General features: G+C 44.7%; 16 protein-coding genes. 7 read left to right on the top strand and 9 right to left on the bottom strand.

The annotated features are described in order from the left end of the window. Nucleotides 1-143 precede the first annotated feature (143 nt). The gene (locus WD077_11445; protein MEX0967845.1) at nucleotides 144-431 is read left to right on the top strand and encodes a hypothetical protein; all 288 of its coding nucleotides are present in this window, start codon (nucleotides 144-146) and stop codon (nucleotides 429-431) included. Further along, the gene (locus WD077_11440) at nucleotides 334-651 is read left to right on the top strand and encodes a transposase (GenBank protein ID MEX0967844.1); all 318 of its coding nucleotides are present in this window, start codon (nucleotides 334-336) and stop codon (nucleotides 649-651) included. Before WD077_11445 ends, WD077_11440 begins: the two co-directional genes overlap by 98 nt. A 103-nt stretch (nucleotides 652-754) precedes the next feature. Here WD077_11440 and WD077_11435 read toward each other — a convergent pair whose 3' ends face one another. The 3 genes from WD077_11435 to clpB form a co-directional block, all read right to left on the bottom strand. Further along, a complete protein-coding gene (locus tag WD077_11435; protein ID MEX0967843.1) occupies nucleotides 755-1,258 on the bottom strand; it encodes a mismatch-specific DNA-glycosylase in 504 nt (167 codons plus the stop codon). Nucleotides 1,259-1,341: 83 nt separating this feature from the next. Next, entirely contained in the window at nucleotides 1,342-3,042 is a 1,701-nt protein-coding gene (locus WD077_11430; GenBank protein MEX0967842.1) for a hypothetical protein, read from the bottom strand. 23 nt (nucleotides 3,043-3,065) lie between these two features. After that, nucleotides 3,066-5,678, bottom strand: a complete 2,613-nt coding sequence (gene clpB, locus WD077_11425) for an ATP-dependent chaperone ClpB (GenBank protein ID MEX0967841.1) — start codon at nucleotides 5,676-5,678, stop codon at nucleotides 3,066-3,068. Nucleotides 5,679-6,029: 351 nt separating this feature from the next. Here clpB and WD077_11420 point away from each other — a divergent pair, with 351 nt between their 5' ends. Then, a complete protein-coding gene (locus WD077_11420; protein MEX0967840.1) occupies nucleotides 6,030-6,611 on the top strand; it encodes a hypothetical protein in 582 nt (193 codons plus the stop codon). Between the two features lie 243 nt (nucleotides 6,612-6,854). Here WD077_11420 and WD077_11415 read toward each other — a convergent pair whose 3' ends face one another. Next, nucleotides 6,855-7,640, bottom strand: coding sequence for a hypothetical protein (locus WD077_11415; GenBank protein MEX0967839.1), 786 nt, complete (start codon nucleotides 7,638-7,640; stop codon nucleotides 6,855-6,857). 150 nt (nucleotides 7,641-7,790) lie between these two features. On the opposite strand from WD077_11415, the gene WD077_11410 reads away from it, so the two are divergent. Further along, a complete protein-coding gene (locus WD077_11410; protein ID MEX0967838.1) occupies nucleotides 7,791-8,222 on the top strand; it encodes a GNAT family N-acetyltransferase in 432 nt (143 codons plus the stop codon). A 48-nt stretch (nucleotides 8,223-8,270) separates the two neighbouring features. On the opposite strand, the gene WD077_11405 is transcribed toward WD077_11410, so the two are convergent. The 5 genes from WD077_11405 to hutI all read right to left on the bottom strand — a co-directional run bounded on the left by WD077_11405 (nucleotide 8,271) and on the right by hutI (nucleotide 13,783). Beyond that, complete coding sequence (locus tag WD077_11405; GenBank protein MEX0967837.1) at nucleotides 8,271-8,828, bottom strand: 1-acyl-sn-glycerol-3-phosphate acyltransferase; 558 nt, start codon at nucleotides 8,826-8,828, stop codon at nucleotides 8,271-8,273. Nucleotides 8,829-8,897: 69 nt separating this feature from the next. Continuing rightward, complete coding sequence (gene porQ / locus WD077_11400) at nucleotides 8,898-9,935, bottom strand: type IX secretion system protein PorQ (protein MEX0967836.1); 1,038 nt, start codon at nucleotides 9,933-9,935, stop codon at nucleotides 8,898-8,900. Between the two features lie 98 nt (nucleotides 9,936-10,033). After that, complete coding sequence (locus tag WD077_11395; GenBank protein MEX0967835.1) at nucleotides 10,034-10,969, bottom strand: YihY/virulence factor BrkB family protein; 936 nt, start codon at nucleotides 10,967-10,969, stop codon at nucleotides 10,034-10,036. Between the two features lie 194 nt (nucleotides 10,970-11,163). Continuing rightward, entirely contained in the window at nucleotides 11,164-12,210 is a 1,047-nt protein-coding gene (ftcD, locus tag WD077_11390) for a glutamate formimidoyltransferase (protein ID MEX0967834.1), read from the bottom strand. A gap of 328 nt (nucleotides 12,211-12,538) precedes the next feature. Continuing rightward, complete coding sequence (gene hutI / locus WD077_11385) at nucleotides 12,539-13,783, bottom strand: imidazolonepropionase (protein ID MEX0967833.1); 1,245 nt, start codon at nucleotides 13,781-13,783, stop codon at nucleotides 12,539-12,541. Between the two features lie 83 nt (nucleotides 13,784-13,866). Here hutI and WD077_11380 point away from each other — a divergent pair, with 83 nt between their 5' ends. The 3 genes from WD077_11380 to WD077_11370 all read left to right on the top strand — a co-directional run bounded on the left by WD077_11380 (nucleotide 13,867) and on the right by WD077_11370 (nucleotide 15,481). Beyond that, nucleotides 13,867-14,379, top strand: coding sequence for a gamma carbonic anhydrase family protein (locus WD077_11380; GenBank protein MEX0967832.1), 513 nt, complete (start codon nucleotides 13,867-13,869; stop codon nucleotides 14,377-14,379). 242 nt (nucleotides 14,380-14,621) lie between these two features. Next, nucleotides 14,622-15,197, top strand: a complete 576-nt coding sequence (locus WD077_11375; protein MEX0967831.1) for a hypothetical protein — start codon at nucleotides 14,622-14,624, stop codon at nucleotides 15,195-15,197. Beyond that, on the top strand, nucleotides 15,194-15,481 hold the full coding sequence (locus tag WD077_11370; GenBank protein MEX0967830.1) for a transcriptional regulator: 288 nt from the start codon (nucleotides 15,194-15,196) through the stop codon (nucleotides 15,479-15,481). The genes WD077_11375 and WD077_11370 overlap by 4 nt, the downstream gene beginning before the upstream one ends. Nucleotides 15,482-15,599 lie beyond the last annotated feature (118 nt).

Genomic DNA, 15,599 nt, shown 5'->3' with positions numbered 1-15,599 from the left:
CTTTCCATGTTTGGGTTTACGTTTAGTGTAAACCTATTTCAGGACAAGACACCCCATCCTGGCGCGAGCATTCGCTCGTGCCTTCCACGCCTGATTGGTACAGCACCCATTCAAAGTAACCGCTAAATCAATACCTTTCATCCATGAGCAGAAAATATAAGTTCCATAACCAGGAAGGATTGCACTTCATCAGTTTTACCGTGTTGAACTGGCTAGGTGTATTCATAAAGGACGAGTACAAAGAACTGCTAATGGATAGCTGGTGCTACTTTACCCAGACCTCCAAGGTTTTGAAAACCTTGGAGGTCTCATACCCAAAATATCCTGCGGGATATGAAAAGGCACACTGCCACCAAGCTGAGGGAACTGATCCAAATGCACCCGCAGGAAAGCCGCAGGGAATGGATGCTTTGGATGATGGAAAGGGCTGAAAAAAAGAACAAGCACAACAAAGGCTTTCAATTTTGGCAGCAACACAATAACCCAATTGAATTGAGCACCAATGAAATGATACAGCAAAAGCTTGATTACATTCATGTAAACCCTGTGAAGGCAGGGTTGGTGGCTGAGCCGCATCATTGGTTATACAGCAGTGCATTGGACTATAGCGGAGGGAAGGGGCTGCTGGCAGGTGTTAAGCTAATTGCCTAAGCGGGCGTTAGGCACGAGCTGATGTTCGCGCCAGATGGAGGTTGAGGAACGGGAAGGACACGCGTTACGCTATCGCTAAACGCGCGCCAGCGGGAGGTTTTACTTATTTATTAGAAGCTAATAAAGATTTTAGTTCATACCAATACTTATCATCCCAATATCTACGGGCTGAACCAGATGTTGAAGGAAGCACATATAATTTGGACCCTCCAATCATTTTGTCCTGCAACCCATATTCTACCAAACCCGTAACTCCTTTATATCCAAGTACAAATGAGGCACCTTTCTTACTATTAAAAGCTATAAAACTAGGTTGATATTTTTTCATTTTTTCAAGAAATCCGTCTACATCATAACTCTCATTTTTTATTTGATTGTCATTGCCGAATTCCGTGTGGACCAAATCAGTTAATCCAATTCTATATTGATTGATTCCATAGCAATCCTTTGGCAGGAGTCGATCAGGGGTGAAGCCGACTTGGTGAAGTATGCCATAGAATTTATTTCCTGGGCCAGCATAGTAATACCCCAAACGGGCAGAAGCCTCTCCTTTTGCAGTGCCGCAAAAGACGACATCTAAATCATAGGTCAAAACATCTGTTAGCATAAGGAAGATTATTAGTTATAGAGTATAAAACTTGGATTTTCATTCCATACGAGCAAATCTAATAAAAATAATTTAAAAGTCTTTTAAAATCGTTTTACCATTCTTCTAATTCCTATAATGGTAGAGGCAATAAGAGCCAAAACAATAAATGAATAAACAACCCCAATGACTAGGTTAATGTTAGGAGCTCCATCTGGCACGACCAGTAATTCATATTGACGATAGTAATTGAAAGGAAGGATTTTTATAAAACTAAAAGATAGCGATTGTGCAAAATCCTCATAAAACTGGGTTGAACTGAAAAAATCTAACGACCATGCAAGATCATAGTTAACTGACTTAATCAAATAATTAGATTGGGTAAATATCTTTAACCCACCCAGAAAATTATAGATTGTAAAAGCAACAAAAATGAAGAGTGCCCATCCTAAACTCCTAAACGGCTTTTGACTATACCCGGAAAAGTACCAAATTATCGACTGGATAATATAAGATCCAATTTTCTTCCTGCGTTTATTTATCGCTCTTTTTAGTTCCATTTCATGGAGATAAAAAGCTCCCGCTTGATCAAATTTTTTACTGCTATCATAAGAAGCCTTGAGCTGGCTGTACATGTTTGCGATCTCCTCGCCACTAACCTTTACTTTCTGGTCTTCTTCTAATTTCTTAATGTGTTCACACATATAATGGTCTTGCTGAACCATTTTGATGCTTTGTAACACACTCCTTCTAATTTTACCCCATGTGCTATCCAAAAAAATCGCATGTTCAAATTTACTAGAAAAAAGTAAAATATTAGTAAAATCACACCTCTCAAAATAAGAACTGCTTAGATCACAATATTTAAATTGCAACACTGGATCTTTGTTATCATACGAGTACATAAAATTCTTAAATAATGTTTTATAGGGATTAAACACTATGTTTTCAATCAATATAGTATGATTTTCAAAATTGGTGCTTTCAAGTGGTTTTACATCTTTAATAATAAACTCTGCACTCTTCTCTAGTGATATATTGGTGATTTTAGAACCGGATAGCTGAGAGCCGTTTATTTTGAATTCAGTCTCAATCTTCGAATTCCGAATATTTAACCCCCTTAAGGCATTCCCTTCAATTCTAAATTTATTGATCGTGCAGCCATCTACGACTATCACACCTGTTCTTGTTTGTTTCATGCCAACTAACGCTAATTCTCCCCTAACCGACATGTAGAAGCAATAGATACAAGAAGCCGCATTCTCAGGTATTACAATCTGGCTAAGGCTTAGGTTTTTATCCACAATTATTCCTGTTAGCCTCAAATTGGCATAGGCAGCAGTAAGAGTTACTTTTATAAGTGAAAAATGTCCTTTAAAATGAGAATAAGAAAAATCCCATTCGCCTTCAATACTGAAATTTTTAAGTAAAACATCCTCATTAAAAACACAATCAGTAAAGTTTACGTAGCCAAAGGTATTTTCATTGTAATCAATCTTTAGCGGATAATGAAATATGAATCCCTGGCAATTATTGGAAAAATGAAGAAAATGATTAAAATTCTTATTAAAATCTTCCAAAGATAAACCCATCTTATCCTGGGCATGAAAGAGACACTTCTTTTCTTCAGTGTTATAAACCTCCAGTGAGCAGTTATCAAATGTGCAGTTCAAGGGTAATTTTGAATATGTGGTGTCGGAAGCAAATATAGTTTCTTTCAGCATTTCGCTTATAGGGCTGCAAACTAAGGTTGAGTTAACTAAAAAAAAAGCGGCACCACCCCCGCAGCACCGTTTTCTACTCAAAACTTAAAACTTAAAATTCAACATTAAGAAGAAGCAACCTCCTCCGGCTGCCGAAACACAATATTCCCACCCATGTAGTCCACGATGATTTTGCCTTCGCGGCTGATGTTGCCGGAGAGGATGCGCTTGGAGAGGTCGTTGAGGATTTCGCGCTGCATGAGGCGTTTGAGGGGGCGCGCACCGAATTCGGGTTCGTAGCCGAGGTTGGCCAGGGCATCTACGGCTTCGGGCGTTATTTCCATGTCTATTCCGTTTTTCTTCATCATCTCCTGCACGTTGTGGAATTGCAGGCTTACGATCTGCTTCACATCTTCTTTCCTTAGCGGGGTAAACATGATGATGTCGTCAATCCGGTTCAGGAATTCCGGGCGTATGGTCTTTTTCAGCAGGCCAAAGACTTCCACTTTGGTGGTTTCGTAGGTGCCGAATTCATTCCCATCGCTTTGCGCTTTGGAGAAGTTCTCCTGAATGATATGGCTACCAAGATTGCTGGTCATGATGATGATGGTATTCTTGAAGTTTACCATCCGGCCTTTGTTGTCGGTAAGCCGGCCATCGTCCAGCACTTGTAACAGGATGTTGAACACGTCAGGATGCGCCTTTTCGATCTCGTCAAGCAGCACCACGGAGTAGGGTTTTCTGCGCACGGCCTCGGTGAGCTGGCCGCCTTCCTCATAGCCAATGTATCCTGGAGGCGCACCGATGAGGCGCGATACAGCGTGGCGCTCCTGGTATTCGCTCATGTCAATGCGGGTCATCATGCTATCGTCATTAAAGAGGAACCAGGCGAGCGATTTTGCCAGTTCCGTTTTTCCAACACCTGTGGGGCCGAGAAAAATAAACGAGCCGATGGGCTTGTTGGGATCGCTGAGGCCGGCACGGTTGCGCCTCACTGAATCAGCAATGGCGGTGATCGCCTCTTCCTGGCCGATGACCCGGTTGTGCAGCACTTCCTCCATCTTCAGCAGTTTTTCGCGCTCGCTCTCCAGCATCCGTGTCACGGGAATGCCCGTCCACCGCGATACGATGGCGGCAATATCTTCTGCATCAACTTCTTCCTTTATCAGCGGATTTTCCTTCTGTTCTTCTGAAAGCTGTTTTTGTAATTCCTGCAATCTCGCTTCCGATTCCTTAATTTTTCCGTAGCGCAATTCTGCAACTTTCTCATATTCCCCGCTGCGTTCAGCCTGTTCAGCCTGCAGCCTGTAATTTTCTATATCCTGCTTGGCCTGCTGAATGTTGTCCACCACCTCTTTCTCCTCCTGCCAGCGCGATTTTATCTCAGAGCGCTTGTCGTTCAATTCGGCCAGTTCACGGTTCAGCTTTTCCAGTTTGGCTTCGTCCTTCTCACGTTTTATGGCTTCACGCTCTATTTCGAGCTGGCGGATTTTACGCTCCATTTCGTCCAGCTCTTCAGGGAGGCTGTCAATCTCAATGCGGATTTTGGCGGCAGATTCGTCAATCAGGTCAATGGCCTTGTCTGGCAAAAAGCGGTCGTTGATGTATCGCTGCGAAAGCTCTACCGCAGCAATAATTGCTTCGTCCTTGATGCGCACCTTATGGTAGGTTTCGTAGCGCTCTTTCAGTCCGCGAAGAATAGATATGGCATCTTCTACATCCGGCTCATCAATAATTACCTTCTGAAAGCGCCTTTCCAACGCCTTGTCCTTTTCAAAATACTTTTGGTACTCATTTAATGTAGTGGCTCCTACTGCCCGCAATTCGCCACGCGCCAGGGCGGGTTTCAGAATATTGGCAGCATCCATCGCACCTTCTGAGGCTCCTGCCCCCACCAGCGTATGGATTTCATCTATAAAAAGAACAATCTGGCCGTTGCTGCCTATCACCTCTTTTACCACGGCTTTTAGCCTTTCCTCAAATTCGCCTTTGTATTTGGCCCCGGCTATCAGTGCGCCCATGTCCAGGCTGAAAATCGTTTTGGTCTTCAGGGTTTCGGGTACATCGCCATTTACCATGCGGTAGGCAATTCCCTCGGCAATGGCCGTTTTGCCCACACCCGGCTCACCAATCAGGATTGGATTGTTCTTGGTCCTGCGGCTCAGGATGTGGATGACGCGCCTGATTTCCTCATCGCGGCCAATTACGGGGTCAAGCTTACCGGAGCGGGCAAGCTCGTTCAGGTTCTTTGCGTATTTGTCCAAGGCATTGTACTTGGCCTCCGCATTGGGGTCAGTTACCTTACTGCCTCCGCGCAACTGCTCTATGGCCAGCTTTAGTTCTTTCTCTGTTACCCCGCTGTCCTTCAGCAGTTGGGCTACCTGGTCGCCTGCATTGAGCAGCCCCAGCAGTATATGTTCTACGGAGACGTATTCGTCCCCAAACTCCTTTAAGTATGAAAGCGCCTTTTGCAACGCATTATTAGAAGACGAAGAAAGATAGGCCTGCCCACCTGATACTTTGGGGAATTTGTTGATCATTTGATCCAGCACCTGTGTCACGCGCTGCACGTTCACGTTGAGTTTCTTTAGCAGATGGCCGACCACGTTCTCGTCTTCCATGAGCATCCCCTTTAAGATATGTGCTGGTTCGATGGCTTGTTGTTGATTTCCAAGTACGATTTCCTGTGCTTTCTGCACGGCTTCCTGGGCCTTTATTGTGAAATTATTGAAGTTCATGATTGTCTTTTAATTGTTCAATTCTAAAACACTGTAATTTATAACCTTTGCTATCAATTTATTCACCAACCAAAAGCATTGCATATCGGTTGTAAATCTGTCACTAATCATCTGAATACGTCAGGAAATTGTGGCAACGCTTATAGCCTACGAGCAATTGTGGCCGCATGTTGAAGAATAAGCGGTAAGAATGACATATAATGCAGGATCGGGCCGATGAGTAAAGTAAGAGCCTTTCTTTTTAAGCTGATTTTCAAGGTTCTGCCTATCGTCTGTTTCCCGGCAGTGTGTGCAATAGATTGGCAGACGGTTTGCCAATTTGAACAAGCAATGAATAAATATTCCGGCAAAATGAAATACATTCAAATAATAGCTTTCCTAGTGCTCTGTCCAATGTTGACGTTTGCACAGGAAGAACGGCCTGCTGCTGAAGACAACCAGGATAGGGAGGTTTCCGCTGAGTCTGATGATACGACTACAGCCTGGGAATTTGTGAAGGAGAAAATATTTTTCGGGGGAACCGGGGGTGCAAGTTTTGGGAATGTTACCTATATCAATGTTTCACCGCTAACGGGACTTCGATTAACGCCAAATTTTGCAGCCGGTGTGGGTGGAACTTATATTTATTATAAAAGTAATTATTTTAATATTTCAACATCCGTATATGGCGGACGCTTATTTTCCCGGTATTATTTTTTGGAGAAATTTATTGCCCACGGTGAGTATGAATTATTAAATGCTGAATTCTATAATGAGAATAAATTATCGTATGAAAGGAAATGGACTCCTGCATTGCCTTTAGGGGGAGGCATCCGGCAAAGTCTGGGGAGACGCGGCCATATTGAAGTATTGCTTCTGATGGACCTGCTCTATAAACCTTCTACCTCAATTTATGAGTCTCCTTTCCGACTTAATTTCGGGATCATATTTTAATGGCTTTAGAAGCGCCACCGGTGATCAATAAAACAATCCGCATTTTGATAACAACCTATAATGCACGGTTCTAACCGTGAGGAAAGTCGAATATAAACGTAAACCATTTTGCTTGGTTGTTTCCGCTTCAATACCCACCAATTAATTCGTGAGCTATTGAAAAAGTTAAAGCCATTTAAACAAAAAAAAAGGTGAACGAAATTAATTTCTCGTTCACCCCTTTTAAGTTTGGAAAAGGCAAGGTTACTTGCAGTTGTAAGTATAAAGCACCTGAGCACCGCTGGAACTTCCTTTTTGTTTTGATGTCATATCGAGAGGATAATTATGCTCATTTTCCTCTTCTACCGTAACAATAGTTGTGGTCTCAAGCCCTCCCATTGGGCCGTAGGTTCTGACCTCAGTAGCCAAATTTTTTGATGGCACAACAAGCGCTGTTTCGAAAAAGCGTTGTGGGCTCTTTTTGGCATTATCCACATCCAACTCAGTAATTCCAGTCATGATATCTCCGCTGTCGTATCTTGTTCGCTTGATGCCGTTTCCATTCGCGTCATAATCGATAATGGTATAATCCCGGAGTCTCCATTCAGTACCAAAGTTGATGTATGTGTAGTATTCTTTGATCTTTCCGTTTTCGCTTACGATAGTATCCTTTTCAGTTACGCCAAAACGACTGTCCCGTGGAATATAATCGTTGCGCTCAGCGCTGGAAACCTCCCCGTCAGTGTATTTTATATCATAGAAATAAACAAGATCATTTGCGGCAGTGTATCTGGAGATCTTCACGTTCTGGCCATTTTCCCAGATGTATTCAGTGCGGCCTATAGATCCGCTTGGCCCTTCATGATTGATCGTTACAAGATTGTCGTCATCATCGTACTCATAGGTATCATAAGAGGAACCTACTATTTTTTGACTGGTAATGTAACAGGCCGTTTCAGGAATTTGCGGTAAATCATCACCATCTTTATCTTTTTTGCATGAGGCAAAAACAATAAGGAGGGGCAAACAGTAAAGCATCAATTTTTTCATAGTTGTTAATTTTTGAATGATAAATTTTACAGATTAAAATCAGGTTCTTTCTTCAAACCTTGCGCAAGTTAAATCACAGGAATTTAACTTTGAAGCCAGGCAGCTACATTTTTTCAAAAAAAAAGACGTTTTTACGGACGGCCGACACAAATGGAAAAACCTCTCCCTTCATATTTCGATGGAATAAGCACCGGCAAAGAGCAAATGGATTTTGATATGATCCTTAACTACTTATCCGGAGAAGCATACTGGGCTAAGGGCAGAACCCCGGAGCAATTACAGAAGATAATGGACAGCTCGCTTTGCTTCGGAATATTTGAAAATGGCAGGCAAGCTGGTTTTGCGCGGGTAGTAACGGACTATGTTACGATTGCTTACCTGGCCGATGTTTTTGTGCTCAGTGAGTTCCGGGGGAAAGGATATGGCCGGAAGCTGATGCAATACGTACTTAATTATCCTGATTTTGAAGATGTGAGAAAATGGTTGCTGATGACCAAAGATGCACACTTGCTGTATGAGAGATTTGGATTCAGAGCATTGCAAAAACCGGAAATGGCGATGGAAATGGTACGCTACTTATAGCCAGCAAGGAGGCCTGGAAAAGCTGCCCAGCCTTATCCAGTTTCAGCATTAAAATATCCGGGGATTGTAGTTTTCCGGATGCCTGGCTTTTATACCTTGATATGATTCCTGGATGTAAAGCATATCTTTTTCAAAATTTCCTGTGGGATAAAATACATCCATTACTCCGGCTTCCTTCTTTCCATAGTCCAGGTATCCCAGGCTGATGGGCCTGCCGGAAGCTCTGGCAATGTGATAAAATCCTGAGCGCCATTTCTTCACCCACTTGCGGCTGCCTTCAGCAGGAACCAACAGCACCAGCTTCTTCCGTTCTTTCATTAATTCAATGGCGAAGTCGGTGAGCCGGTTCTGCTTCTTGTTTCTGTTTACACCTATTGCGCCTGTCCAATTGAAAAACCAGCCAAAAGGGCCGTTCGTATAATTTGATTTTATGAAATATTTAATATTGAGGCCTTTGTACCAAAATACTGCAAGCGCCAGCGGAAAATCCCAGTTTGACGTATGCGGAGCGGCCACCATCACGGAATGCGCCATCTCCGGTGTGGCCTGAAAAGTCACCTTCCAGCCTGTGAACTTTAAAAAAATGGATGCCAGTATTTTTTTCAAGGAATAATGTTTCAGACCGGGAAAGCGAAACAGTTGGACCGACTATTTGAGAACCAGAAACGATCTATACTAATTCTCTTTTTTTGTCCATTGCTTAAAGTTGGTGGCGATGGTAAAATGATTGGTAGCACCGGCAATATGGTAAGTAGACCTGCCAAAATCAATATGGAAGCGATTGACGCGGAATCCCAGTCCATAGGAGAACCCGACAAGCCCTTTCCGGCTGTCAAGCAGCATTTCCTTTCTGCGCTGGTGGTTGTAAGCAAATTCAATATGAAAATTCTCGTTGAGCAAAAGCTCCGTACCAATAATGAAATGGCGGAATATTTTTTCGCTGTAAGGTGGTTCATCAACCTCCTCCTCCCCTGTCTCCAGATTAAAACGGGTATCGCGTTCAGGATTCACAAAGGTGAGATCAAATTGCTGAAGGTCGTGCAAAATGACGTGGAAGCGAAATGGCGTATGCAGCAGCCGCTTTGAAAACCCGGCCTGGATCTGAAATGGCAGCGGCTCGCTTCCATTGCCGGAATACGAACTGAATTGCAGTCCCACATTCTTCAGCACAATGGAACCGAGCAATTCGTTTTTCGGATTATAATAAGTGGCTCCCAAATCCAGCGCAGCTCCCACAGAGGTGTAACTTTCATAAGATGAATAAATAAACTTCAGGTTGGCGCCATAGTGCAGATTCTGGTATTTGCGCCCGAGGCCAACCTGCAGGTTGTAATCACCTGCAGTAAAATTGCCGAGACGATTGCCAAACTCATCGGCAAGCTCAAAATCGCCATAACGGATGAATTGCAGCCCTGCTGAGGCGGTGCCAATATTTTCCAGCTCGCGTGCATAGAGTGCACTGCCAAAGTATATATCGCTGTAATAATCAGTTATTGAGAGCGAAGACCAGTCAGCCATCTCCGGATTCAGTACCGATGGGTTGTGAAACCCCAATGCCAGATCATCATCCAGAATAGTGATGGGAACGCCACCCAGAGCAGCCGCCCGCGCAGATGCCGGCAATTCAAGAAACTTATAAACGGCTCGCCCGCCCGGCTGGGACAACGCCAATAGCGGCATAAACAGCAGCACCGAAAGGAAAATTCTTTTCATATCAAGAAATCAATTGCTGCAAAGAGAACGTAAAAAAAGAAGTTTAGTACAGATGAATGATGGTTTTCACATTTTCCGGAAATTTACAGCAACGATCGTCAGCCTGAGGAACCGCTATCAGATTGTTCCACTTCCCGTGTTTCTATCAATACAGCATGGTCTTTCGGCTCAATCCGCTTATCAATCATCGCTGCATATTGCTTTGTGATCTCTCCCCCGAAGAACAGAATAAGAGCAGAATAAAATACCCATAGCAGAAGGATAACGACCGAACCGGCAGCGCCATACATACTGCCAAGATTGCTCTGCCCCAGGCCAAACCCGATAAGATATTTCCCCACAGTAAAGAGCAATGCCGTAACGGCTGCCCCCACCCATACCACGCGCCATTTCACTTTTGCATCCGGCAGCAGCTTAAAGATGCTGGCAAAAACCAGCCATTCCAGGCCAAACGTAACAATGAAATGCAGTGCCCGCACCAGGATATTTATCACCACCGGCTGGACTTCACTCAGGTGGTTGCTGACCAGTGCCACCGCCACATCAATCATCAATGAAACCAAAAAGAGAAAACCGATACTGATGATCATTCCGAAAGAGAGCAGCCTGTCCTGCAAAAACTTCAGGAAATTATGCACAGGTTTAGGCTTTACCTGCCATATAGTATTGAGTGCATTTTGTATGGTAACGAAAAAAGTACTTGAGGCCATCAGGAAAATAATGATCCCGAAAATGGTACCTGCCACATTCCTTTCCATAGAACTGTAGCTTTTTACAATATCCCGAACAGTTTGAGTTCCTTGAGAACCGATCAGCGAATTCAGTTCATCATACACTTTATCTCCGAAATCTTCAGGCCCAATAAAAAAACCACCTATTGAAATGATAATGATCAGGATAGGCGGCAGGGCAAATATGGTCCAGAATGCCAGCGTTCCGGCCAGCCGCACAGGATCATGGCGCTTATATTCCTTGGATGATTTCAAAAGAACTTTTCCGAATCTTTTAAATCCCTTGAATTTTTCTTTCGTCATTTTTCTTATGGAATTAATATTTCTGCCTTCATTAAAATACCAGAAAGACCCTCTTATTTCTTATTTCAATTAAGATAATATAATTAAAGGCTAAATGTTTTCCGGTATTAATAACTCAAGTTCTGTTGCCAGCGATTTAATCTTATCTGCTTTTTCCATTTATTTCTTCTTAGATGGTTGATCTTTTAAATTTTTTAAGATTCCTCCAAATTTCTTAGCCGCCATTCAATTATTTTTTGATTGGGATCAAATTCCACTGAATCATTTAGTCCCAATGAACGGATGGCCATCTCCACCAACGCCTCATCTGAAACGCCTGATGACATTCCCTGTTTCCTGTAGTAGTGCTCCCCGGCCAGCTTCATTACCTCCAGCGGCACCATGCCCACGATTTCAGAACCGGTGACCCGCAGGCCCATTTCTTCCGCCACCCTTGTTGCCTCGTCAAAAGCCTGGTGGATGGAGGTAGTATGAAAATGCGTCAGGTTCATGGAAATTTGCGCCAGGCCATATTCTTCTATAAACCACCCCAAAGCCTTCACTTTTTTCAGCGTGCCTGGTACCATTTCGTGCTGCTGCTCTCCGGTTTCAGGATGCACGCTCGTTATCCGCCTGCCCGATTCCCTTATCTGCTCCGCCACCTCATGTGCCTTCTCAGCCGAAGTTGTGTTAAGGTTGATATTGTATGCAATAAGGAAATCCCGCGCTCCGATTACGCTTGCACCCGTTTTTGGGTTCAGCTCGCCCGGCCCGAAATCCGGCTCCCATCCAGGCTGTTGCATTTTGGCGGCCATGCCCTCATACTCGCCCCTGCGGATGCGCGAGAGGTTTGTCCGCCCTTTTTGCAGAGCTGCTTCTTCATAAAGGAAAACCGGAATCATCAGCTCTTCTCCCACCCGTTTTGCCACAGCCCGTGCCACTCCAACGGCTTCCGCCATCGTGCAGCCATTCAGCGGAATGAAGGGACATACATCCGTGGCGCCCATTCGCGGGTGGGCGCCCTTTTGCTGTCGCATATCAATCACTTCAGCAGCAGTTTGAATGGCCTGGAATGCGGCTTCCGCCACGGCTTGCGGCTCTCCGGCAAAAGTCATTACCGTACGGTTGGCCGCCTTTCCGCTGTCAATATTCAAAAGCTTCACTCCGGCCACCATTTCAATAGCTTCGGCAATCTGCTGTATTCTCGCGGTATCGCGGCCTTCGCTGAAATTAGGCACACATTCGAGGAGTTTGGTTTTCATGGTTGGTTTGGCAAATATTAAATTATTTGAATGAGTTGCAAAGGCTTTCGGGTGGGGCGATAGGTCTTAGCGTTTGCATCAACACCCCCCTTCGCCCCCCTCAAGGGGGGATTTGCGTCCTGGGAGGTCGCATTGTGAAAATCAAATCTTGAAGAACGATTAGTGTTTGAATTATTCATGATCCTAAATAGTTATCCATTTCTCCTTACTTAATGCCAGCCCTCAGCTTTTGTCCGATTGCGCTTCAGCGCTAATACTCCCCCCTTGAGGGGGCAGGGGGGTGTCAAGCCCGTTGCTCAAAATTTCAAACAAACACTTTTAACTTTATTTATTCTTCCCACACTTTTCCATTCAATATCACCGTCTCCACCGTGTTGTGGCCACTCCCAAACGCATAGGGCAAATACGCCAGGGAATCCATTTTTCTAGTAATTATCACATTCGCCAGTTTTCCCCGGCTGATGCTGCCCACCTTATGTTGAATTTCCAGTGCTGCGGCCCCATTGAGTGTGGCGGCATTAATGGCTTCCGCAGGTGTCATTTTCATTCGCAAACATGCCAACGACACCACGAAAGGCATATTCCCCGAAGGCGTGGAACCGGGATTGTAATCGGTGGCGAGGGCCACCGGAACATCGGCTTCCATGAGTCTGCGCGCGGGCGCATAATCCAAACCCAGGAAAAATGAGCAGGACGGCAGCAGCGTGGCAATGGTACCGGAACCTCTCAGCGCCTCCAGATCTTCGTCAGCCAGCACCTCCAGATGATCCACCGAAACTGCTTTATGTTCCACCGCCACCTTTATCCCTCCGGAAGTGCTGAACTGGTTCACATGGATTTTCGGTTTAAGCCCATGCTCAAGACCCGCCACGAGCAACCGGGCCGTTTCTTCGGGTGAAAAATAGTTGCGCTCACAGAACACGTCCATGTAATCGGCCAGGCCTTCTTCTGCAATTTGCGGTAGCATATCTTTAATGATTATGCCAATGTACCGGTCGTGGTGCTGTTTAAATACGGCAGGAAAAGCATGGGCGCCAAGAAAAGTAGCTTTAATGGGAATGGGGCTTTTTTCCTTCAGCCGCCTTATGACCCGCAACATTTTCAGCTCTGCCTCCAATGAAAGGCCGTAGCCGGATTTTATTTCGATGGCACCCGTGCCGAGGCTAATCACTTCATGGAGCCGCTTTCGTGCGCTTTCATAAAGTTCATTTTCAGGGGTCTGTTGTAGCCTCATCGCAGAATTCAGGATGCCACCCCCGGCTGCCGCAATTTCTTCATACGTGGCACCTTTTATCCGCATCTCGAATTCCTTCTCCCGTGTAGCAGCAAAAACCAGGTGCGTGTGCGAATCAACAAATGTGGGCAAAACAAAGCGGCCGCTGCAATCTACCTTTTGTGCAATGTGCTGCTCCGCATTTTCCATTAGGCCAAAATCCCGGATCTTCCCATTTTCAATAAAAAGAAAAGCATTTTCAAGAACGGCCAGTTCATGCATATACGTTCCTTTTACGCATTTTCGCGGTTCGTCCTCTGTTTGTATAAGGCCTTTGATATTGGTCAGCAGCAGATCCATAAATCAGTTTTTTTCAGATCAATCAACAAAAAAAGGGACATTAGTTTTGCAAGAATGTCCATCTGCACAAAAATAAAGGAAACATGACTGCTTACATTGAGGCGCTGAAGAAGCGCGTAAAACTGGGAAAAGAAGTATTTATGGCACCCACAGCCACCGTTATGGGAGAAGTTACCCTGGGTGACCATTGCTCTGTGTGGTTCGGGGCCGTATTGCGCTCTGATAAAGACAAGATCACTGTGGGAGACCGCACCAATATCCAGGACAATGCGGTAATCCATGTGGACCCGGGCGTGCCGGTAACCATTGGCCACGAAGTGATCATTGGCCACAGCGCTATCGTTCACGGCTCTGTAATTGGCGACAATACTTTGATCGGAATGGGCGCAACCATTTTGAACAACTGCCGCATCGGCCAATTCTGCGTCATAGGTGCCAATGCCCTTATCACTGAAGGATCCGAAATACCTGACTTCTCTGTTGTACTAGGATCCCCCGGCAAAGTGGTGAAGCAATTAAACGAGGAGCAAAAGGAAGCGGTAAGGCAAAATGCTGAGGTCTATGTGCAGTTGGCGCAGAAATATTTGCACGGGTGATAGGAACGCGGATGGAACGGATTTAGCGGATTTTCGAGAAGTATATTTCTCTTAGTTATTATTAAAATAAAAAGGAAAGCAGAATTTTCTTTCCCATTTCCGTTATGTGCCGGGAATTAGCGGTACGCAGCAATTGCAAATAGCTTCTTTGAAGGACCTATATTCTTCCGAATCCTTTTGAATGAATTTGATTTATATCATAAACTACTTTATGTTTGCAATATATTTAAACGACTACCATTATGCACCACACAGAAAAGATGAACCCGCAGGAAAGTCTGCAACTGATCAATGAAATGATTTCCAGGGCCAAGCGCAGCTTTGCCGGCATCAGCTTCTATTTCCTGCTATGGGGAGTGCTGCTCGCTATTGCCGGAGTAATGGAGTACGTGCTGGAACACCTCGTCCACTACGAACATCATTATATAGGGTGGCCCGCAATGGGCCTGGCCGGTTTTGTTGCCGCCATGTGGAAGGGGCGCAAAGATGATCGCGAAAGGGTTCCCTCCTATTATGACAGAATTTTTGGATACCTGTGGGGCTCTTTTGGAATTACTTTAGTGCTGCTGATAATTTCAACCGTAGGAACCGGCTTGAATCCCGGCTCATTTATCATCATCCTTACCGGGTTGCCCACATTTGTAACCGGAGGTATACTCAAATTCAAACCGCTGATTGTTGGCGGTATTTTGTTCTGGATTATCGGGATCATTTCATTTTTCTTTTTTGAAGAATTCAAATCACTGATGTTCAGCTTTGCTATCATTGCCGGATATATTATTCCGGGATTAATGCTGAAAAAAGCAGAGGAAGGATGAGCCTGTTTAAAGACCTGGACCCTTTGCTGCACTCTCAATTGCGCCTGGCCATCATGTCGCTGCTCGTGAGTGCGGAGCAGGGTGATTTTACTTTTTTAAAGGATAAAACCGGGGCCACGGCTGGTAACCTTAGCATTCAAATTAAAAAGCTACAGGCGGCAGGGTATATTTCCGTTCAGAAAAAGTTCAGGGATAATTATCCGCTCACAACCTGCAAGATCACGGCTAAGGGCATAAATGCATTCGAAAGTTATGTGGAGGCGCTGAAAGGTTATCTCGAATGAGACACAGCAATGAATAGGTGTTCCACCGGACATTGTCCTGAAAAATAATCGGCAACCTGAAATGTGTCTTTGCAGAAACGTGGAAGGGAAATTGGCGTACAAGTTGGTTTACGGGGAA

It is taken from the genome of Bacteroidia bacterium (assembly GCA_040880525.1).
GTDB lineage: Bacteria > Bacteroidota > Bacteroidia > CAILMK01 > JBBDIG01 > JBBDIG01.
The sequence above is the reverse complement of the archived record's forward strand: the minus strand, read 5'-3'. Positions and strand labels throughout refer to the sequence as shown.